Here is a 19,297-nt window from a genome sequence, read left to right as displayed (position 1 = left end):
GGTCCGGATCCGGACGGCCCCCCTTCACATGCGGTCCACTGCGTTTCGCCTACGGCCTGAAGTCCTCGCCCTCGATGCCCAGGCCGGGGAGCAGGCCGGGGAGCAGGGGCGGCAGGGTCACGTCCGGTGCCGGGGAGCCGTCTCCGCCGCCCGCCGGGGACGACGGGGTGCCGTCGTCCGTCGGGAGGTCGTCGAGCAGACCGTCCGTACCGCCGTTGCCCAGGTCGTCGGCCGGCGTGCTGCCGGATCCGGACGGCTTCGGTGCGGTGCTGCCGGCCGGGCTGCCGTCCGGGGCGGTGGGTGAGGAGGGCGCCGGGCGGTCCGTGCCCGAGGGGCCGGTGCCGTCCGGGGTTTCGGACTGTGTCCATTCCTCGCTCGTGCCCGGGGTACGGGGGAGCAGGGACTGCAGGGGCGCGACCTCCTGGTCCATGGCGTCGAAGACCGAGCTGACCTTGTCGCCTATGTCGGTCAGCTGGACGGGCAGCCGGTCACGGAGGCTGCTCCAGCTCTCGCGGTGTGCGCGGGAGAAGGAATCCAGTGTCTGGATCGGCCGGATGGAGCCGTCCCGCTGGTATGCGGAGTGGAGCAGCCGGTGTCCCTCGGTGGCGTCGTGCGTCATGCCGTTGAGCGTGCGTCTGACCTCCCCCAGCGATTCGTGGTCCATCTCGCCCGCGCGGCCCCGCTCCATGAGGCGGCGGGCTTCGCCGAGGCGCGTCGATGCCTGGTCGAGGTAGACCTCGCCCCGGTCGGCATCGCCGTTGGCCATGGTGAGATTGATGTCCTCGATGCCGCGCTTCAGCCCGTACAGGGAATCACCCGGCAGGGCGTCGGAACTGGCAGCGGCCACTCCGCCGAAAGCTCCCGCGGCCACACCGACGGTGAGTCCGCCCGCGGTGAGGCCCTTCGCCCAGCGGGAGCGGGGGCGCAATTTCCGGAGCGGGGAGGCCCGGTGGGCCCCCTTGCCCCGTTGTTCGGGCACGGTAGGGCCCGTGGACGCACCGCCCTCGGCGAACATGGTCTCCATGGCCGCGACGAGTTGGGCTCGCTGCACCACTTTGACTTCGGGATCCAATTGGGGCTTCGGTAGCTCACCGAGGCCGTTCGCCAGGGCCAACAGCGTTCCGTGGTCGGCCGGTTCGGCCGGTTCCTCGGGCTGTACGGCCGCCGCACCCTGGGGCGACTGCTCCTCCAGGGCCTGGGCGAAGGCGTTCGCCCGCCGGTGTGCCGAAACGTTTGCGATCACTGGCGGCACCTCCTCTCGTCATGACGGTCGACTCCCCTGAGCGTCCGGAAGGTTGCGCACCAGACGCGTTTCCACACGATCGAGCGAGTGGATACGGTCGGAGTGCGACGACAGGGGGCCTGCATCCGGCACAACGAGTGGCGCGGCAGTTGGGTTACGGACGAAAGATGATCGGACCAGTGTGTCACGTACCCGTCACCAATGGTGATCTCAGCGGGCGTCGTCCGGCAGGAGCCGGGCGAGTGTGCGGACGGCGCGGTACTGCAAGGTTTTGATCGCACCCTCGTTCTTGCCCATGACGCGGGCCGTTTCGGCGACGGAGAGACCTTGGAGGAACCGGAGGGTGACGCACTCCTGCTGTTGTGGATTGAGTCGCCGCACGGCTTGCAGAAGCGCGGCGTTGGAGAGGGACTCCAGGACGGAGTCCTCGGGACTGCGCGCGACCTCGTTCGCGTCGAGCATTTCGCCGGTGGTCACTTCCAGTCGGAAACGACTGGATTTGAAGTGGTCGGCGACCAGGTTCCGGGCGATGGTGACCAGCCAGGCGCCGAAGTCCCGGCCCTGCCAGGTGAAGGTGGAGATGCGGCGGAGGGCGCGCAGGAAGGTCTCACTGGTGAGGTCCTCCGCTGTCGCCTTCCCGCCCACGCGGTAGTAGATGTACCGGTACACGGTGTCGCTGTACTGGTCGTACAGGCGGCCGAAGGCCTCGGCCTCACCGGCCTGTGCGCGCTCGACAAGATCCATCATGCGCGCGCTGTCGCTGTCGGCTGTGGGCCGGCGAACGGCTGACGTCGTCGTGGCGCCGCGGTTACTGCGTCTTCCGACCGCCGCGCTGCGTTCGGCCAACGCGTAGCAAGGGCCGGCAGGTGCAGGGGTGGCAAATGCGGGGACGGCGTACGCGGTGGGGACGAAGCCGCGCAAGTGGTCGAGGACCGTTGCGCGCAGCGTAGCCAGGCCCGAGGTGTCAACCCCGACGTGTGGGTACACGGGACTCCCAGAGGCAGAGCTTCCATCACGTTCAGTTCGAAAACCGTCACTCGTGGTAGCGGGTGGCGGGCTCCTTATGCGTCTGAGGAGAATAACGCTTCGTACAGGCCGTGCTACACCCAGTTGCTCAAATCATCGATTCCGTCGCTTCTGTAACCTCTAAGTGACGGATCAAGTGGCACATCGTGACCGGTTATTGATCGAATTACTTCGTGATCTGCCTGCGAGGGCGACGGGTTGTGGTCGCTCGACGTCAATCCGACTGGCCGGAGGGGTGAGCGGGCCCGGGCGGCTCTCACCTCCCGATTGGCCGAACGCCCCGGGCGTGGCCCGCGGCCTTCGCCCGGAGGTCGGTGACGCCCGGAGGTCGGCGGCGCCCCGAGGTCAGTGACGCCCGGAGGCCAGTGACGCCCGGAGGTCAGCGGCGCCCCGAGGTCAGTGACGCCCGGAGGCCAGTGACGCCCGGAGGTCGGCGGCGCCCCGAGGTCAGTGACGCCCGGAGGTCAGTGACGCCCGGAGGTCAGCGGTGCCCCGAGGTCGGCGGTGCCCCGAGGTCAGCGGCGGCGGCGGTGGAGTGCGACTGCGGCTGCCGTGCCGCCGGCCAGGGCGCCCACGCCCGCCGCGGCCGGGATGCCGACCTTGGCGGCCTTGCGGCCGGTGCGGTAGTCGCGCAGGCGCCAGTCCAGGGCTCGGGCGTGCTTGCGGAGCTTGGTGTCCGGGTTGATCGCGTACGGGTGGCCGACCAGCGACAGCATCGGAATGTCGTTGTGCGAGTCGCTGTACGCCGCGCAGCGGTCGAGGTCCAGGCCTTCGGCCGCCGCCAGTGCGCGTACCGCCTCGGCCTTGGCCGGGCCGTGCAGCGGTTCGCCGACCAGGCGGCCGGTGTAGACGCCGTCCACCGATTCGGCGACCGTACCCAGTGCGCCGGTCAGGCCCAGGCGGCGGGCGATGATCGTGGCGGTCTCCACGGGGGCGGCCGTGACCAGCCAGACCTTCTGGCCCGCGTCGAGGTGGGCCTGGGCGAGGGCGCGCGTGCCGGGCCAGATGCGGTCGGCCATGTACTCGTCGTAGATCTCTTCGCCGATGGACATCAGCTCGGCGACACGGTGGCCCTTGACGATGGACAGGGCGCTGTCGCGGGCGTCCTGCATGTGTTCGGGGTCCTCGACGCCGGCCAGCCTGAACCAGGCCTGCTGCCAGGCGAAGCGGGTCAGTTCGCGGCGCTGGAAGAACTTCCGCTTGTAGAGGCCGCGTCCGAAGTGGAAGATCGCGGCGCCCTGCATCACGGTGTTGTCGAGGTCGAAGAAGGCGGCGGCCCGGTCGTCCCCGGCCACCGGGAACGCGGGCTCTCCGACGCCCTCGGCCGCGGTCAGCAGATCCGCGGCGTCTGCGGGAAGAAGGGACTCGTCGGCGGGAAGCGTCGACTTCCGCGCTGCCTCGGCTGCTGCCTCGCCTGCCAGCACGCTCCGTGCTGTCGCGGGGCGCCTGCGGGGTGTGAGCCATCCAAGAGCGGCCATGCCGTGAGCATAGCGATTCCGTTCGGCCGTTCCCGACCTGGCGGGATGCGGAAGTGTGAACTCTCCGGGACCGGAGTGTTAAACGGGTGGCCTCGGGGGCGGCGCAGAATGGAGGCATGAGTGCCTTGCTGCGGCGTACGAAGAAGAAGCCCGCCGACCGGGTGGTGACCCTCGTGGGGAAGCCCGGCTGTCACCTCTGTGACGATGCGCGCCTGGTGGTGCGCGCCGTCTGCGAGGAGACAGGCGCGTCCTGGGTGGAGAAGGACATCACGCAGGACGAGGAGCTGTACAAGGAGTACTGGGAGCAGATCCCGGTGGTCCTGATCGATGACGAACAGCACACGTTCTGGCGGGTGGACCCGGCGAGGTTGCGCACGGCACTGGGTACCTAGACGAAACCCGGTTAACATCATGGGCGTTTTGAGTGGTCTCGGGGGCGTGGACATGAGGAGTGTGTACCGCTTTGCCCCCTTCGAGCCCGCAACGGGCTGATGCGGTCCCAGGTTCCGGGACCGCGCGAGGAATATGCGTGACCCCGGTCACTTTGACCAGACAAAACGGACACCATCTTTGTGCACGCGTTCACAAAGACATAGCCTGCATTCGACGGGGCGGTCTTGGAACATACGGCCGCCTGCAGCCCCGCTCATCCCGCAGGAGCACCGTGGCAACTGGCCGAACTCACCGACCGGCGACCCGTAGCCGAGGAATTCCCGAGGCCACCGTCGCCCGGCTTCCGCTGTATCTCCGCGCACTGACCGCGCTCTCCGAGCGCTCGGTGCCCACGGTGTCCTCCGAGGAACTCGCGGCGGCGGCGGGGGTCAACTCCGCCAAGCTGCGGAAGGACTTCAGCTACCTGGGGTCCTACGGCACGCGTGGTGTCGGGTACGACGTCGAGTATCTCGTCTACCAGATCTCCCGCGAACTCGGGCTCACCCAGGACTGGCCGGTCGCCATCGTGGGTATCGGTAATCTCGGCGCCGCGCTCGCCAACTACGGTGGCTTCGCCTCCCGTGGTTTCCGGGTCGCCGCGCTGATCGACGCCGATCCCGCCATGGCGGGTACGCCCGTCGCCGGTATCGCCGTCCAGCACACCGACGATCTGGACCGGATCATCAGCGACAACGGTGTGTCCATCGGCGTCATCACCACCCCGCCCGGCGCGGCCCAGCAGGTCTGCGACCGGCTCGTCGCCGCGGGCGTGACCTCCATCCTGAACTTCGCGCCGACCGTGCTCTCCGTGCCCGAAGGCGTCGACGTGCGCAAGGTCGACCTCTCGATCGAGCTGCAGATCCTCGCCTTCCACGAGCAGCGCAAGGCCGGCGAAGGAGCCGCCGCCGAAGGCAACGCGGCCGCGAACGACGACGCGGACGAGGCGCCGCCGATGCGTGCCACCCCCGTGAGCCGGAAGGGACCCGACGGGGACATGCCCGCCGTGATGCCGGCATGAGTCTCCTTGTCGTAGGACTGAGTCACCGCAGCGCCCCCGTCTCCGTGCTGGAGCGGGCGTCGCTGGCGCCCGAGGCCCAGACGAAGCTGCTGCAGGACACCCTCGCCGCGGAACCCGCGACCGAGGGAGCGGTGCTGGCCACCTGCAACCGCATCGAGCTGTACGCGGACGTGGACAAGTTCCACGCGGGTGTCGCCGAGCTGTCCACGCTGCTCGCGCAGCACAGCGGCGTCGGGCTGGACGAGCTCACTCCTTATCTCTATGTGCACTACGAGGACCGTGCCGTCCACCACCTCTTCTCGGTGGCGTGCGGGCTGGACTCGATGGTCGTCGGCGAGGGCCAGATCCTCGGCCAGATCAAGGACGCGCTCGCGCTGGGGCAGGAGCTCCACACCGCCGGACGGCTGCTGAACGACCTGTTCCAGCAGGCGCTGCGGGTCGGTAAGCGCGCCCACAGCGAGACCGGGATCGACCGGGCCGGGCAGTCGCTCGTCACGTTCGGTCTCGAACAGCTCGCGGACGGTACCGAGGTCACCGAATGGGCCGCGGGCAAGCGCGCCCTGGTGATCGGTGCGGGCTCGATGTCCTCCCTCGCCGCTGCCACCCTGGTCCGTACCGGCGTCGCCGAGATCGTCGTCGCCAACCGGACCCGGGGCCGTGCGGACCGGCTCGTCGAGATCCTCGCCCAGAGCGGCGTGGCGACGGCACGCGCTGTGGAAATGGCCGCAGTGGCGGACGAACTGACACGTGCCGATGTGGTGGTCTCGTGTACCGGCGCGACCGGGCTCGTCCTGACCGCCGAGGCCGTCGCCGAGGCGCTCGGCGTCGACTTCGACACCGCGGTGCAGCCGCCTGCGGCCCGCGCCGCAGCCCCCGCGGAACTGGACCAGCACGCCGCCTGGGTGGAGAACGGTTCCGCCACCGCTGCCGCACAGGACCGGGCCGTGCGCCGGGTGCCCGTGCAGGCTCCGGCCACCGGACCCGTGCGGCTCGCCCTGCTCGACCTCGCCATGCCGAGGGACATCGACGGAGCGGCCCACCGCATCGACGGTGTGCGCCTCGTCGACATCGAGTCGCTCGCCGAGGCGTCCGCGGACGCCCCGATGGCCGCCGATGTGGACCAGGTGCGCACCATCGTCGCCGACGAGGTGGCGGCCTTCGGCGCCGCCCAGCGTGCCGCCCACATCACCCCGACCGTTGTCGCCCTGCGCACCATGGCCGCCGATGTGGTGGCCGGCGAGATCGCGCGGCTCGACGGACGCCTTCCCGACCTGGACGAGAAGCAGCGCGCCGAGATCACGCAGACCGTGCGCCGCGTCGTCGACAAACTCCTGCACGCGCCCACCGTGCGGGTCAAGCAGCTCGCCAGCGAGCCCGGTGGCGCCGGGTACGCCGATGCGCTGCGGGAACTCTTCGACCTCGACCCGCAGACGGTGGCCGCCGTCTCCCGGGCAGACCTGAACGACCCGAATAGAGGGCGGTCATGACCGACAACTCACCCCTGGGTGGGGAGACCACGAAGCCGCTCCGGCTCGGCACCCGGCGCAGCAAGCTCGCCATGGCGCAGTCCGGCATGGTTGCCGCGGCTGTCCGTGAGGTGACCGGGCGCGCCGTCGAGCTCGTCGAGATCACCACGTACGGAGACATCTCCCGGGAGCACCTGGCGCAGATCGGCGGGACCGGCGTGTTCGTCGTCGCGCTGCGCGAGGCGCTGCTGCGTGGCGAGGTGGACTTCGCCGTCCACTCGCTCAAGGACCTGCCGACCGCACAGCCGGAGGGCCTCGTCCTGGCCGCCGTACCGGAGCGCGAGGATCCGCGCGACGTACTGGTGGCGCGGGACGGGCTGACCTTCGGGCAACTGCCGTCCGGTGCCCGTATAGGCACCGGCTCGCCGCGCCGCATGGCGCAGCTCAACGCGTACGCCCGGTCGCACGGCCTCGACATCGAGACCGTGGCGATCCGGGGCAATGTCGATACGCGTATCGGTTTTGTACGAAGCGGAGAGCTCGACGCGGTGGTACTCGCCGCCGCCGGGCTCAGCCGCCTCGGCCGGACCGGTGAAGTGACCGACTTCCTGCCGGTCGACACCGTCCTGCCTGCTCCCGGTCAGGGAGCACTGGCGATCGAATGCGCTGCAACCAGCGCGGACCTCGCCGCAGCACTCGCCGAGCTCGACGACCCGTACACCCGGGTCGCCGTGACCGCCGAGCGCGCCCTGCTCGCCGCCCTGGAGGCCGGCTGTTCCGCACCTGTGGGTGCGCTGGCCGACCTCCTGGTCGACGGGCAGACTGTCAACGAACTGCGCCTGCGCGGTGTCGTCGGTTCCACCGACGGCACTTCCCTGGTGCAGCTGTCCATCACCGGTCCCGTCCCCACGTCGCACGACGACGCGGCGGCCCTCGGTCGCGAGCTCGCGGCCGAGATGCTTGCCAAGGGTGCGGCCGGTCTTATGGGGGAGCGAGCACTTTGAGCCCCACCGGCCCCGCCGTATCCGATTTTCCGGTCCTGTCCGCAGGGCACGTCACCTTCCTCGGCGCCGGTCCCGGCGACCCGGGACTGCTGACTCTGCGCGCCGTCGAGGCGCTCGCGAGCGCGGACGTCCTTGTGGCCGAACCCGACGTTCTCGACGTCGTTCGCTGCCATGCGCGGGCAGGGGTAAGCACCCCTGAGCTGACGGTTGTTGACATGTCGTCAACAGCCGTCGGGGTACCCGTTCTCAGGGACGCCGCCAATCTTGTCATGGAGGCCGCGAAGGGTGGCAGGCGGGTTGTCCGTGCTGTCGCCGGCGACCCCGGCCTGGACGGCAACACGGGCGTGGAGATGCTCGCCTGCGCTGCCGCGGGCGTGCCCTTCGAGGTCGTGCCCGGTGTGGCGAACGCCGTCGGCGTGTCCGCGTACGCCGGTGTGCCGCTGCGTGATGCGCAGGGTGCCGATGTGCGCTTCGTCGATGCCCGTACCGCCTCGGACCGCTGCTGGTCCGAGGTCGGCGCGAGCGATGCGACGGCCGTCGTGTCCACGTCGCTCGACTCGGTGGCCGCGGCCGCCGGCGAGCTCGTCTCGGCGGGCCGCAAGCCCGACACCCCGCTGACGGTGACGATCGCGGGAACGACGACGCGCCAGCGCACCTGGACGGCGACGCTCGGGACGATCGCTCAGGTCCTCAAGCAGGCCAAGGTCCTCCCCTCGCCGGACGGGCACCAGCCCGTCATAGCCGTGGTCGGGGAGCGCAGCTCTGCCGCCCAGCGCGACCAGCTGTCGTGGTTCGAGTCCAAGCCGCTGTTCGGCTGGAAGGTGCTCGTACCGCGGACGAAGGAGCAGGCGGCGTCGCTCTCCGACCAGCTGCGTTCGTACGGTGCCGTGCCGCACGAGGTCCCGACGATCGCCGTCGAGCCGCCGCGTACGCCCCAGCAGATGGAGCGCGCGGTCAAGGGCCTGGTCACGGGCCGGTACGAGTGGATCGCTTTCACCTCGGTGAACGCGGTCAAGGCCGTACGCGAGAAGTTCGAGGAGTACGGGCTCGATGCGCGTGCCTTCGCCGGGATCAAGGTCGCGGCCGTCGGCGAGCAGACTGCCGCCGCGCTGGTCGACTTCGGTGTGAAGCCGGACCTGGTGCCGTCCGGTGAGCAGTCCGCCGCCGGTCTGCTGGAGGACTGGCCGCCGTACGACCCGGTCTTCGACCCGATCGACCGGGTGTTCCTGCCGCGTGCGGACATCGCCACGGAGACGCTGGTGGCCGGGCTCATCGAGCTGGGCTGGGAGGTCGACGACGTCACCGCGTACCGCACGGTCCGCGCCTCGCCGCCGCCGGCCGACACCCGCGAGGCGATCAAGGGCGGCGGCTTCGACGCGGTGCTCTTCACCTCGTCCTCGACGGTCCGCAACCTGGTCGGTATCGCGGGCAAGCCGCACAACGTGACGGTGATCGCGTGTATCGGCCCCGCCACGGCGAAGACCGCCGAGGAGCACGGCCTGCGGGTGGACGTGCTGTCCCCGGAGCCGTCGGTCCACAAGCTGGCCCAGGCGCTGGCGGACTTCGGTGCGCAGCGCCGGGATGCGGCCAAGGAGGCCGGTGATCCGGTGACGCGTCCGAGCGAGCGCCGCCCGGGTGCGAGACGCCGCCGGACGACCACCTGACGGTCGGAACGGATGTGTGGGGCCCGGCTGCTTCGTCGTGAAGCGGCCGGGCCCCTGCTTTTCGTTGTCCGTTTTTCCGGTTCGGGTGTCGGTAAGCCGGTGATGTGTACGGGTCTAGTCTCGAAGGATGACTGTGTACGGAAACTTCCCCGGCTCGCGGCCCCGGCGGCTGCGGACGACGCCCGTCATGCGGCGCATGGTCGCCGAGACCCGGCTCGACCCCGCGCATCTGATCCTGCCCGCGTTCGTGCGCGAGGGCATCGACGCGCCGGTCGCCATCTCGGCCATGCCCGGCGTGCAGCAGCACACCCTGGACACCCTGCGGAAGGCCGCGGTCGACGCGGTCGCGGCCGGGGTCTCCGGGATCATGCTCTTCGGCGTCCCGCTGGACGAGAAGAAGGACGCCCGTGGCACCGCGGGCACCGACCCGGACGGCATTCTTCAGGTCGGCCTGCGGGCGGTACGGGAAGAGGTGGGTGACGACCTCGTGGTCATGTCCGACCTCTGTCTGGACGAGTACACCGACCACGGTCACTGCGGGGTACTGACCGAGGACGGCCGCGTCGACAACGACGCCACGCTGGAGCGGTACGCCGAGATGGCCCAGGTCCAGGCGGACGCGGGCGCCCATGTGGTGGGCCCCAGCGGCATGATGGACGGCCAGGTCGGAGTGATCCGCGACGCGCTGGACCAGACCGGGTACGAGGACGTGTCGATCCTCGCCTACACCGCGAAGTACTCCTCCGCGTTCTACGGGCCGTTCCGTGAGGCGGTGGGCTCCTCGCTCAAGGGCGACCGAAAGACGTACCAGCAGGACCCGGCGAACAGCCGCGAGTCGATGCGCGAGCTGGCGCTCGACCTGGAGGAGGGCGCCGACATGGTCATGGTCAAGCCCGCCGGACCGTACCTGGACATCCTCGCGAAGGTCGCCGACGCGGTGGACGTGCCGGTGGCGGCGTACCAGATCAGCGGTGAGTACGCGATGATCGAGGCCGCCGCGGAGAGGGGCTGGATCGACCGGGACGCGGCGATCCTGGAGAGCCTGACGGGGATCCGGCGCGCGGGTGCGCAGATGATCCTGACGTACTGGGCGACGGAGGTCGCGCAGCGGCTCGGCCGCTGAGGCCGGTCGTCGCGGGAGAGCGGGCCGCGGGTGCCGTGGCCCGCTCTCCTGTGCCGGGCTTGCTCGCCGAAGTCGGGGGCAGGGCCCCGGGCCGAGTCGGCAGGAGTCCTCGTCGGTGATCAATTCGATTGAGGGCGGGCCCGGTTACCGCGAAGATCGTGCACATGTTCTCGCGCAGGAATCGTCGTCCCCCGTCCCCCGAACTGGCCGCGGCCTGGGAGTGCCTCGACGGAGGTGACGTCCCGGGCGCGTTGCGCGCGCTGCGGACGGCTCCCGCGGCGCCGCTGGGGCAGGTCGCGGTCGTCGTCGGCCGTGCTGCCCGGGCGGCGGGGTTCGACGACCTCCACACGTCCGCCACGGCGCTGGCCGCGCACCCCGATCGGGTGCGACCGCTCTACGACTACGGCTACGCCTGCGTGGAACGCGGCGTGTCCTATCTGGCGATACCCGCCCTGCGCGAGGCGTTGCGCCTGCAGCCGGGTTCCTCCGGCATGCTGCGCGAGCTGGTCTCCGCCTGCGAGGACGAGGGGCGGCACCGCGATGCCGTCGACGCCCTGCTCGCGCACGAGGACGGCCTCGCCGACTGGCCCGATCGCTATCTCCTGGTCTTCAACGCCGTCCTGGCGGGTGACCTGGAGCTGGCCCGCCGTCAGCACGCTCGTCTGGCCGCCCCTGCCGACGACACCTGGCTCGGTGCGCGGGACCGGCAGAACCGCGTCCTGGAGCGTGCCGGGACCGCCGGGCCGGTGACCCCGCTGGACCACTCCGATCTCCGCGGCTGGCAGTACGTCATGGGCGGCACCGTGCTGGGCACGCTGTCCCCGCACGGGTACGACGCGGGGATGACCGGTCGGTACGCCTGGTTCCAGGACTCCCACGACCAGTGCCTGCAGGGCCTGTTGCGGCTGAAGTCGGTGCTTGCCGCTGCCGGGGTGCGGCCGCGTTCGGTGTCCCTGCTGCCGGACCGGGGGAGCAGGATCCTGGGCCTGGCAGCCGCCGAGGTGCTGGGCCTGGCCGCGGAGCCCTTCGAGGCAGGACGGGAGGACACCGTCGTGATCGCCTACGACCTGGACGACACCGCAGGTGCCGACCAGGGCCCCGAACTGCTCGGGCAGCTCTTCCACCGGGCGCCGGGACAGGTGCTGCACGAGCACGCGAGCTGCTGGACCGACCCGCCCGTCATCGCCGCCGACAGCGTCACCCTGCTCCATCAGTCGGTCGTGCCTCCGTGGGGTGAGGTCCTTCGGCTGGGCGACGACGGAGAAGCGGAGCGCGGGGAGGCCGACGGGAGGCCGGAGGCGGAGATCGCCGCCGATATCGTGGGCGCCGATCCGACGCCGGACGGAGGGGACGGGGAGACGCCTGCCGACCCCGTCGAGAAGCTCACGGACTTCGTCTCGGCCGTGCGCGGCACCTGGCTCCAGGGTGACCGGGCCCGACTGCGGTCGCCGGGGCCGGTGGGCAGTTCACGGTTCCTCTGAGGGGCGGCGGGCGTAGGTATCTGGTCCGGCTGCGGCTGGAGGCGGAGGGGCGGTCCCTGTCCGTGGAGGTACACGACAGCGGAGGCGGAATGCCTGCGGCGCGGCGGCCTGACGGGGAGTCGGGGCGTGGGCTGCTGCTCGTCGACGTGCTCGCCGACCGGTGGGGCGTGGGAGAACGGGATCCCGGGAAGGTCGTGTGGTGCGCGTTCATGCGACCTCGTCGGCCGAGCGTGACATCCTGATGATTCAGGACACCAGGCCGTGGCGGTATGCGTAGACGACCGCCTGGACGCGGTCGCGGAGGCCGAGCTTGGTGAGGATGCGGGAGACGAAGGTCTTGACCGTCTCACGGCTGATCACGAGGGTCGCGGCGATCTCGTTGTTGGAGAGGCCGTCCGCGATGAGGCGCAGGACCTCCTGTTCACGGGGGGTCAGGGGGCTGTCGGGTTCTGTGGAATCGGAGGGCCGGATGCGGGCCGCGTACCTGCCGACGAGCCGTCGCGTCACCTCGGGGTCCAGCAGGGCGGCGCCGGAGGCCACGGTCCGGATACCGTGCAGCAGCTGGGAGGGCGGTGCGTCCTTGAGGAGGAAGCCGCTCGCGCCGGCGCGCAACGCCGTGTAGACGTACTCGTCGAGGTTGAACGTCGTCACCACGAGCACCTTGACGGGCTGTCGGACTCCGGCGCCGGCCAGCAGGCGGGTGGCTTCGATGCCGTCGAGGACCGGCATACGAATGTCCATGACCACGACGTCGGGGAGCAGCCGGCCGGCGAGGTCGACGGCGGTCTGCCCGTCCCCGCATTCGCCGACGACCTCGAGATCCGGCTGGGCGTCGACGATCGTCGAGAGTCCGGTGCGCACCAGTACCTGGTCGTCGCAGATCAGGACCCGGATCGGTGTGGTCATGACGGGCTCCCGGCGGGTATTCGGGCCCGGACGACGAAGCCGCCGTCCGGGTGCGGGCCCGCGTGGAAGTCGCCGCCCAGGACGTCGACCCGTTCGCGGAGACCGGCCAGGCCCCGCCCGCTTCCGCCGGGGAGCGCGCCCTGCGCCTTCGGGCCGGGGCCGTCCGTGCCGACCTCCACGGTGATCTCCTTCTCGTCGTGGTGCACCCGGACCGAAGTGCGGCTGCCCTGGGCGTACTTGAGGGCGTTGGTCAGAGTCTCCTGCACCACCCGGTAGGCCACGAGGTCGGCGCTGCCGGCCGACCGGGCCGGGGTGCCCTCCTCCGTGAACTCCACGGGCTGCCCGGCCTGCCGCGTCTGTTCGGCGAGGGTGAGGAGCCGCCCGGCGTGCGGTGTCCTGGGCTCGGTGCCGTGGCCGGGGTCGAGCAGGTCGAGCAGGTGCCGCAGATCGGTGATGGCCGCACGGCCGGTTTCCGTGACGGCCGTCAGGCTCTGGTCGAGACGGTCGGGCGCGGCGGTCAGGTAGCGTGCCGCCTCGGCCTGTACGACCATCGCCGTCACGTGGTGGGTCACCACGTCGTGGAGTTCGCGGGCGATGCGGGCGCGTTCGGCGGTGCGGGTGTCCTCGGCGACGCGGCGGCGGTGCTCGGCCTCGGCGATCCGGGTGGAGCGGTACCACGTCCCGACGGCCCACGTGAGGGCCAGGAGCAGGTAGAACGTCACGAACTCGCTCGGCGGATCACCCGGGCCGAGCTGGTGGAGCGCGACCGCCAGCGACACGTACGCCGTGGTGAAGAGGATCGCGGTGGCGCGCCGGTGGTGTTCCAGGCGGGATCCCACGCTCACCAGTGCGACGGCCAGCGCGGCGCCCGCGAGCGAGTGGTAGCCGCGGAGCTGGTCGACGGCGAACCCGAGCGACACCAGGGTGAGGGAGACGGCCGGCCACCGCCGGCGCCCGGCGAGCGGGAGGCACTGCAGGGCGATGGCCGCCACGGCCAGGGCGTCGTAGGGGCGGTTCGGCAGGCCACCGACCTCCGTTCCGTTGCTGCGGAGCACCGGGAGGAAGGACGCGGCGAAGAGCACCAGCGCGAGCGGGAGGTACCAGCCGGTGGTGCCCGAGCGGCGCCACAGTTCCCGGAGCCGCCGAGGACCGTTCATCGGGGAAGTGTAGTGGGGGCGGCGGCCTTGTCGGCGCGCCTGCGGCGGGGCACCAGGTTGCCGCGCCGGTGGGCGAGCCACAGGAACGCGGCCGTCATCAGGACGCCGGCCAGCACCGCGTACACACTTCCTTCGGGGCCGAAGTCGCCTCCGGTGATCAGCTTCGGTCCCGAGGTCACGGTGTCCAGCAGTCCCTGAGGGGTGTTGTTGCCGGAGACCTCGGTGCTGAAGATGCCGGCCGCCGCGAAGTTCCAGCCGAAGTGGAGGCCGATCGGCACCCACAGGGTGCGGGTGGCGGCGTAGGCGGCGCCGAGCATGCCACCGGCCTCGATGGCGATGGCGATGGCGCCCCACAGGTCGGCGTGGGGGTTCAGCAGGTGCATGAGGCCGAACAGCGTTCCGGTCAGCGTCAGTGCGATCCACGTGCCGGCGTACTCCTCGACGATCCGGAACAGGACGCCGCGGAAGAGGAGTTCCTCCGTCACGGCCGCGACCGCCATGAAGCCGAACAGCCCGACTGCGCCTTGCACGGAGGCCAGGCCGTCGATCTCGTAGTGTCCGAGGAGGGCGATGTTCGCTATGACGGCCCCGAACATGGCGACGCCCATCAGTGCGCCCCGGCCGATCGCGGGACCGGCGCCGGTTCGGGCCACCTCGGTGGAGGGGCGGTGTTCGGTCCGCCGCACCACCCAGCCGTAGACGAGTACCGCGAGTACGGACACCAGGAGTCCCACGGCGAGGCTGAGCCACGGGTCGTCCTGTACGGCTGCGACGGCCTGGTTGCCGACGAAGGAGACCGCCACGACTGCCGCCAGTTGCCATACAAATCTCATGAACGCTCCTTTGCGGGAGCCGCGGCCGGGGTGCCGCGGCGCTTCGAACGCTACGGATCGGGCGGCTTCGAATCGTCACCTCATGGTGGACACCTGCGCGTAGCTCGCATGGGGGACAAGTCCCCTGGGTGTGGGTGCGGTTCGGTCGTCGGCCGGTGTGTCCGAGGGGCCCGTACGCTGCGGGAGGCTGTGAACGTGGGCGTGGGAGGGGTTTGTCGTGGTGCAGCCGCTGGAACCGGGAGATCCGCGTTCCCTGGGGGACTACCAGGTGGTGGGACGCCTGGGCGCGGGCGGGATGGGCAGGTGTTCCTGGGCCGTTCGCCGGGCGGGCGGTCCGTGGCGATCAAGGTGGTGCACGCCTCGCTGGTGCATCAGCCGGAGTTCCGCACCCGGTTCCGCAGCGAGGTGCAGGCCCTGCGCGCGGTCGCTCTACGGGCAGCCGTCGCCGGGCCTCGTGATCTGCTCAAAGCCCCCTGACCGCCTGGGTCAGGGCCAGTCGATGAGGGCCACGAACGCGATGAAGGAGCAGAACACGACGGCAGGCGCGGTCACCGCCAGCAACACGCGTCTCGCGGCGTGCTGCTGGCGCCACGGCCGGGGCCCAGCTCGCGACCAGCACGGCCAGCGCGAGCAGGAGGCCCGTGCACAGCACCGCCCACCCGGAGTCGAAACTGCGGGTGAACCGGTCTTCCTGGGCGCCCTCGCACGAGTCGCAGGCCATGGGCGCGAGCCCGCCGAAGAACAGGGTGAGACCGGCTGCCGGCAGTGTGGCGACCGTGGAGACCAGTGGGCCTATCCAGGCCTTCGGGGTACGGGCGTTGAGTGGATCGGGCATGTCATCGGGCATGCGCTCGATTCAACGCGCCCTAAGGACCGGGCACATGGGCGCTCCTACTCAGTCCCACCAGAACGACCACGTCTCCTGACCCAGGAGGTACTTCTCGGCGTAGGCGTCCAGACCGTTCGGAGGGGCCGCCTCGATGGTGTCGGGGCAGAACGCGAAGTGCTCGGCGGCCAGCGCCCGGGCCTCTGCCGCGGTGGCGGGAGGCCGCCCCACGGACACGGTCAGGGTGTCGAAGCCGAGCGAGACGACCCGGATGTCGAAGCGGTCCTCCCAGGACCGCAGCACCGCACAGAGCCGGGCCACGTCGTTCTCGTAGTTGAGCGGGCCCGACCAGCCGATCGCTGCCGGTATGTCCGCGCTGCGGCGGGCGGGTACGAGCGCCGTCCGCGCGCCCTGCGTGAGCTGGTCGGCTATCTCCGCGGCCAGTTCGTCCGGGGCCTCGGACGCGCTCGCGGACGGGGCGGGCGCCAGGCCGGGCCACTCGGCTCCGTCCTCCAGCTCGTCGGGGGCGTACTCCTCCCAGAACTCGCTGAGGATGTCCTCCGCGTCGTGGTCACCCGGATACGAGGTCCCGGCCGGGTTGAGGTCCCAGTCCTCGGGCCACTGGTGGCGCCGCCCGCCGTCGATCAGCACCGGGAGCAGGCCGAGCGGCCGGCCGGTCGCCCTCAGCCGGGCCCATGTGCCCGGCTGCGCCGGCTCGTCGGCGTACCAGAGCAGGGGCTCGTGCCACGGGTCGCCGCTCGTGGTGTCCACGAGCGTGCCCGGCGGAAGGGCCAGCAGGGGCAGGGGATTAGGAAGCGTCGCCATACAGATGATGTTAGAAGTCCCCACTGACAACGCCCTGTTCAGCCCCGGGCGGCGAACGCGGCGAAGGCCGACCAGGTGGTGGGGGCGACGGTGAAGGTGGGACCTTCGGGGGTCCTGGAGTCGCGGACGTGAATGGCGGACGGGTGCGCGGCGACCTCGTGGAGGTGCACGACAGCGGGGGCGGGGTGCCGGCGGTGCAGCGGCCCGACGGGGAGTCGGGGCGCGGGCTGCTGCTCGTGGACGCGCCCGCCGGCCGGTGGGGTGTGGGGGAGCGGGACCCCGGCAAGGTCGTGTGGTGCGCGTTCACGCGGCACGGGTGAACGGGTGGCACCCGCGCGGATGCCACCCGTTCGTCACCGGGGCGGTCAGTACGTGAGGGCGTCGTCCATCTCCGTCTGCCAGTACGTGACGGCCAGCGTGCTGTCGACGTAGACGGCCTTGGTGAGCGGGACGTCCGAGGACGGGCCGCTGGAACCGGAGCCTTCGCGGCCCTGGAAGCTGACCGTCAGGTCCTTGGTGGAGTAGCCGTCCGTGCCGCTTCCGTCGGCGGAGGCGGTCATGATGCCGGCGTAGGCGGACTCTCCGGGGCTGAGGGTGACGACGGCCTGCGGCTTGCTCTCCTCGTAGGCCTGGGGGGCGGCCTGCGCCTCGCCGAACTTCAGGAACGGGTAGTAGTAGGCGTTGCAGGCCTTCGAACCGGTGTTGGTCACGGTGAGCAGCATGTGGTTGACGGGGCGGGGCACGGCCGTGATCGTCACCTTGGAGTTCCCGCCGCTGCAGGCGAGGGTGGCGGGGCCGCTGTCGTCGCCGGTGTCCTTCGGCTGCTGTGCGGTGGGCTCCGCGTCGGTCGAACCGGACGAACCGGAGTCCGGAGCGGAACTCGAACCGGAATCGCTGGACCCCTTCCCCTGGTCCGCGGGCGCCTTCGGGCTGTCCGTCGACTGCTCGGACGGGGCGGCCGGTGCCGGGGTGGAGGTGCCCGCTGCCGCCTGGCCGTCCTCCTGGCAGGCGGTCAGCGTGAGCGCGGCCAGCAGTGCGGCGGTGCCGAGGACGGAGGTGCGGGCGGCGCGGCGGAAGTGACGGTTACTCATGAGGTGGTTCTCCCCGTTCAAAGGTCTGTCGTGTCCGGGGCGCCGCGTTGGCGCGCCGGGTGGAGCTGGATGTACTGGACAATGACGAGTGGTCAGAGGTGCCACAGGAGCGTGATGACGGTTGCCGTGGAGGCGATCAGCACTCCTGTGGCAACCGCATCCGTAAGGCTCAGTTCGAAGCGGGTACGCACTGCGTCTCCCGGGGTGGACGAGGTGGGGTCCGGCGGTGTGTCCATATTTTGTGCGGGGCTGGATTCCGGTGGCAACGGCTGCCGGACGGCACGGGACGCTGGAACGGTTGAATGCCTTCTGACCTGGTGAAACATGGCCCCCCTGGAACGCCGTTCCGGGATGGATCAGAGGGAGGAACGGTCGGGGTGGGTACGGAGATCCAGGACTTCGCAGCAGAGCTCAGTGGGCTCAAGGAGCGTTCCGGGCTGAGCTACGGAGCGCTGGCCCAGAAGCTGCACATGAGTACGTCGACGGTCCATCGGTACTGCAACGGCGACGCCGTTCCGCATGACTACGCGCCGGTCGAACGCTTTGCCCGGGTGTGCCGGGCGTCGGCCGACGAGCTGGTCGCACTGCACCGGAAGTGGATCCTGGCCGACGAGGCGAAGCGGCGGGGAGGTCGGAAGGCGGAGGCCGACGTACCGGCGGAGCCCGTACCCGTTCCGTCGGAGAACGCCGCGCCGAAACCGGAATCAGGACCGGAGCCCGAGGTCGAAGCCGAGGATGTGACGCCGCCCGAGGCGCCCCGCACCACGGCCGGCCCCGCCCCCGGACGGCGGCCCTCCCGGCGGCTGCGCGTCCTGCTCGCCGCGACCGCCGTCGTCGCGCTCACCGTGTCCGCCGCCTTCGCCATCCACGGCCTCACGGAGGACGACCGGTCCGGCGGCGGACGTACCGACGCGGCCACCGGGACGGCCCCGGTCGTGCCGAGCGCGAGCGGGAGCGGGAGCGGCGGCGCCAGCGGCAGCGCGTCCGCGACGCCGAGCCGGCCGGCTTCACCGTCGGCCGGGGACAGCGCCCCCGCCACGCCCTCCGCTTCTTCCGGCGCACGGGCACGGCAGGGCGGCGGGGCGGACGACCGGGGCGTCCCCGTGAGCGCCACCATCAGCTCGTACAACTGGGAGGCGCCCTGCGGGCAGTACTACCTGCTCGACAGTGAGCCCGGCACCGTACCGCCGCCGCCCGTGCCCCAGGACACCCGTGGCTGGGCGAAGGCGCTCGGAGGCGTGGACGGGGGCGACATGATGCTCGAACTCACCCTCCAGGGGGCGTCGCAGGAAGCGGTCGTGCTGAAGGGCCTGCATGTGCGGGTACTGGGGCGCGAACCTGCGCTCGCCTGGTCCGCGTACTCGATGGCGGAGGGCTGCGGGAGCGGTATCACCCCGCAGAGCTTCGACATCGACCTGGACGAGAGCCGGCCGCGCTCGCAGCCGGTCGCGGGGCAGGACGGCGGTGTCGTCGTCCCGGCGAAGGACTTCCCGTACCGGGTGAGCTCCACCGACGTGGAGGTGTTCCACCTCGACGCGCATGTGGAGGGACACGACGTGACCTGGTACCTGGAGCTGGAGTGGAGCAGCGGCGGCCGGAGCGGGACCCTGCGCATCGACGACAACGGCAAGCCGTTCCGTACGAGCAGCATCACGGGCCGGCCGGAGTACCGCTATCGGGCGGATACGGCCCAGTGGGTGGAACCCGATTACTGACCGGGTGGG

The 19,297-nt window shown here is 71.0% G+C and carries 18 protein-coding genes and 2 pseudogenes; 10 read left to right on the top strand and 10 right to left on the bottom strand.

The window, feature by feature from the left end; all coding sequences use genetic code 11:
- Nucleotides 1-49 precede the first annotated feature (49 nt).
- The 3 genes from ACFWBQ_RS36175 to ACFWBQ_RS36165 form a co-directional block, all read right to left on the bottom strand.
- Complete coding sequence (locus ACFWBQ_RS36175) at nucleotides 50-1,243, bottom strand: DUF5667 domain-containing protein (RefSeq protein WP_385507476.1); 1,194 nt, start codon at nucleotides 1,241-1,243, stop codon at nucleotides 50-52.
- Between the two features lie 210 nt (nucleotides 1,244-1,453).
- Entirely contained in the window at nucleotides 1,454-2,230 is a 777-nt protein-coding gene (locus tag ACFWBQ_RS36170) for an ECF subfamily RNA polymerase sigma factor, BldN family (protein ID WP_329209862.1), read from the bottom strand.
- Between the two features lie 554 nt (nucleotides 2,231-2,784).
- Nucleotides 2,785-3,747 (bottom strand): HAD family hydrolase, encoded by a 963-nt coding sequence (locus ACFWBQ_RS36165; protein WP_385507473.1) that lies wholly within the window; start codon nucleotides 3,745-3,747, stop codon nucleotides 2,785-2,787.
- A gap of 116 nt (nucleotides 3,748-3,863) precedes the next feature.
- Here ACFWBQ_RS36165 and ACFWBQ_RS36160 point away from each other — a divergent pair, with 116 nt between their 5' ends.
- From ACFWBQ_RS36160 to ACFWBQ_RS36125, 8 genes and pseudogenes are all read left to right on the top strand, one after another.
- On the top strand, nucleotides 3,864-4,139 hold the full coding sequence (locus ACFWBQ_RS36160; RefSeq protein ID WP_385507471.1) for a glutaredoxin family protein: 276 nt from the start codon (nucleotides 3,864-3,866) through the stop codon (nucleotides 4,137-4,139).
- Between the two features lie 272 nt (nucleotides 4,140-4,411).
- Nucleotides 4,412-5,197, top strand: coding sequence for a redox-sensing transcriptional repressor Rex (locus tag ACFWBQ_RS36155; RefSeq protein WP_385507469.1), 786 nt, complete (start codon nucleotides 4,412-4,414; stop codon nucleotides 5,195-5,197).
- Nucleotides 5,194-6,684 carry a glutamyl-tRNA reductase gene (locus ACFWBQ_RS36150; RefSeq protein ID WP_385507467.1) on the top strand — a complete coding sequence of 497 codons (1,491 nt, stop codon included), beginning with the start codon at nucleotides 5,194-5,196 and terminating at the stop codon, nucleotides 6,682-6,684. Before ACFWBQ_RS36155 ends, ACFWBQ_RS36150 begins: the two co-directional genes overlap by 4 nt.
- Nucleotides 6,681-7,667, top strand: a complete 987-nt coding sequence (gene hemC / locus ACFWBQ_RS36145) for a hydroxymethylbilane synthase (protein ID WP_385507465.1) — start codon at nucleotides 6,681-6,683, stop codon at nucleotides 7,665-7,667. The genes ACFWBQ_RS36150 and hemC overlap by 4 nt, the downstream gene beginning before the upstream one ends.
- Nucleotides 7,664-9,331: a uroporphyrinogen-III synthase gene (locus ACFWBQ_RS36140; RefSeq protein WP_385507462.1), complete on the top strand. Its 1,668-nt coding sequence runs from the start codon at nucleotides 7,664-7,666 to the stop codon at nucleotides 9,329-9,331. Before hemC ends, ACFWBQ_RS36140 begins: the two co-directional genes overlap by 4 nt.
- A 127-nt stretch (nucleotides 9,332-9,458) precedes the next feature.
- On the top strand, nucleotides 9,459-10,454 hold the full coding sequence (hemB, locus tag ACFWBQ_RS36135; protein ID WP_385507459.1) for a porphobilinogen synthase: 996 nt from the start codon (nucleotides 9,459-9,461) through the stop codon (nucleotides 10,452-10,454).
- Between the two features lie 164 nt (nucleotides 10,455-10,618).
- A complete protein-coding gene (locus ACFWBQ_RS36130; RefSeq protein ID WP_385507458.1) occupies nucleotides 10,619-11,935 on the top strand; it encodes a hypothetical protein in 1,317 nt (438 codons plus the stop codon).
- Nucleotides 11,936-11,943: 8 nt separating this feature from the next.
- A pseudogene (locus ACFWBQ_RS36125) lies at nucleotides 11,944-12,177 on the top strand (ATP-binding protein); the annotation flags it as partial.
- A gap of 4 nt (nucleotides 12,178-12,181) precedes the next feature.
- Here ACFWBQ_RS36125 and ACFWBQ_RS36120 read toward each other — a convergent pair.
- The 3 genes from ACFWBQ_RS36120 to ACFWBQ_RS36110 are packed head-to-tail and all read right to left on the bottom strand — an operon-like array spanning nucleotide 12,182 to nucleotide 14,831.
- On the bottom strand, nucleotides 12,182-12,841 hold the full coding sequence (locus ACFWBQ_RS36120) for a response regulator transcription factor (protein ID WP_351171617.1): 660 nt from the start codon (nucleotides 12,839-12,841) through the stop codon (nucleotides 12,182-12,184).
- The gene (locus tag ACFWBQ_RS36115) at nucleotides 12,838-13,998 is read right to left on the bottom strand and encodes a sensor histidine kinase (RefSeq protein ID WP_385507451.1); all 1,161 of its coding nucleotides are present in this window, start codon (nucleotides 13,996-13,998) and stop codon (nucleotides 12,838-12,840) included. The genes ACFWBQ_RS36120 and ACFWBQ_RS36115 overlap by 4 nt, the downstream gene beginning before the upstream one ends.
- Complete coding sequence (locus ACFWBQ_RS36110; RefSeq protein WP_385507448.1) at nucleotides 13,995-14,831, bottom strand: CPBP family intramembrane glutamic endopeptidase; 837 nt, start codon at nucleotides 14,829-14,831, stop codon at nucleotides 13,995-13,997. The genes ACFWBQ_RS36115 and ACFWBQ_RS36110 overlap by 4 nt, the downstream gene beginning before the upstream one ends.
- A 220-nt stretch (nucleotides 14,832-15,051) precedes the next feature.
- Between ACFWBQ_RS36110 and ACFWBQ_RS36105 the strand changes: the two are divergent.
- Nucleotides 15,052-15,260: pseudogene (locus ACFWBQ_RS36105) on the top strand (protein kinase); the annotation flags it as partial.
- A 34-nt stretch (nucleotides 15,261-15,294) separates the two neighbouring features.
- On the opposite strand, the gene ACFWBQ_RS36100 reads toward ACFWBQ_RS36105, so the two are convergent.
- The 4 genes from ACFWBQ_RS36100 to ACFWBQ_RS36085 are packed head-to-tail and all read right to left on the bottom strand — an operon-like array spanning nucleotide 15,295 to nucleotide 17,573.
- On the bottom strand, nucleotides 15,295-15,678 hold the full coding sequence (locus ACFWBQ_RS36100) for a hypothetical protein (protein ID WP_385507446.1): 384 nt from the start codon (nucleotides 15,676-15,678) through the stop codon (nucleotides 15,295-15,297).
- A gap of 48 nt (nucleotides 15,679-15,726) precedes the next feature.
- The gene (locus tag ACFWBQ_RS36095; protein WP_385507444.1) at nucleotides 15,727-16,482 is read right to left on the bottom strand and encodes a DUF4253 domain-containing protein; all 756 of its coding nucleotides are present in this window, start codon (nucleotides 16,480-16,482) and stop codon (nucleotides 15,727-15,729) included.
- A gap of 38 nt (nucleotides 16,483-16,520) precedes the next feature.
- The gene (locus ACFWBQ_RS36090; protein WP_385507442.1) at nucleotides 16,521-16,796 is read right to left on the bottom strand and encodes a DUF397 domain-containing protein; all 276 of its coding nucleotides are present in this window, start codon (nucleotides 16,794-16,796) and stop codon (nucleotides 16,521-16,523) included.
- A gap of 51 nt (nucleotides 16,797-16,847) precedes the next feature.
- Entirely contained in the window at nucleotides 16,848-17,573 is a 726-nt protein-coding gene (locus tag ACFWBQ_RS36085) for a DUF4232 domain-containing protein (protein WP_385507441.1), read from the bottom strand.
- Between the two features lie 377 nt (nucleotides 17,574-17,950).
- On the opposite strand from ACFWBQ_RS36085, the gene ACFWBQ_RS36080 reads away from it, so the two are divergent.
- A complete protein-coding gene (locus ACFWBQ_RS36080) occupies nucleotides 17,951-19,288 on the top strand; it encodes a helix-turn-helix domain-containing protein (protein ID WP_385507439.1) in 1,338 nt (445 codons plus the stop codon).
- Nucleotides 19,289-19,297: the final 9 nt, after the last annotated feature.

The sequence above is a fragment of the Streptomyces sp. NPDC060035 genome, assembly GCF_042736635.1.
Lineage (GTDB): Bacteria > Actinomycetota > Actinomycetes > Streptomycetales > Streptomycetaceae > Streptomyces.
The sequence above is the reverse complement of the archived record's forward strand: the minus strand, read 5'-3'. Positions and strand labels throughout refer to the sequence as shown.

Coding starts and splice junctions, on each gene's coding strand:
- hemC (WP_385507465.1), top strand. CDS start 6,681: ATGACCGACAACTCACCCCTGGGTGGGGAGACCACGAAGCCGCTCCGG.
- ACFWBQ_RS36115 (WP_385507451.1), bottom strand. CDS start 13,998: ATGAACGGTCCTCGGCGGCTCCGGGAACTGTGGCGCCGCTCGGGCACC.
- ACFWBQ_RS36100 (WP_385507446.1), bottom strand. CDS start 15,678: ATGCCCGATGACATGCCCGATCCACTCAACGCCCGTACCCCGAAGGCC.
- hemB (WP_385507459.1), top strand. CDS start 9,459: ATGACTGTGTACGGAAACTTCCCCGGCTCGCGGCCCCGGCGGCTGCGG.
- ACFWBQ_RS36110 (WP_385507448.1), bottom strand. CDS start 14,831: ATGAGATTTGTATGGCAACTGGCGGCAGTCGTGGCGGTCTCCTTCGTC.
- ACFWBQ_RS36165 (WP_385507473.1), bottom strand. CDS start 3,747: ATGGCCGCTCTTGGATGGCTCACACCCCGCAGGCGCCCCGCGACAGCA.
- ACFWBQ_RS36120 (WP_351171617.1), bottom strand. CDS start 12,841: ATGACCACACCGATCCGGGTCCTGATCTGCGACGACCAGGTACTGGTG.
- ACFWBQ_RS36130 (WP_385507458.1), top strand. CDS start 10,619: ATGTTCTCGCGCAGGAATCGTCGTCCCCCGTCCCCCGAACTGGCCGCG.
- ACFWBQ_RS36160 (WP_385507471.1), top strand. CDS start 3,864: ATGAGTGCCTTGCTGCGGCGTACGAAGAAGAAGCCCGCCGACCGGGTG.
- ACFWBQ_RS36150 (WP_385507467.1), top strand. CDS start 5,194: ATGAGTCTCCTTGTCGTAGGACTGAGTCACCGCAGCGCCCCCGTCTCC.
- ACFWBQ_RS36085 (WP_385507441.1), bottom strand. CDS start 17,573: ATGAGTAACCGTCACTTCCGCCGCGCCGCCCGCACCTCCGTCCTCGGC.
- ACFWBQ_RS36095 (WP_385507444.1), bottom strand. CDS start 16,482: ATGGCGACGCTTCCTAATCCCCTGCCCCTGCTGGCCCTTCCGCCGGGC.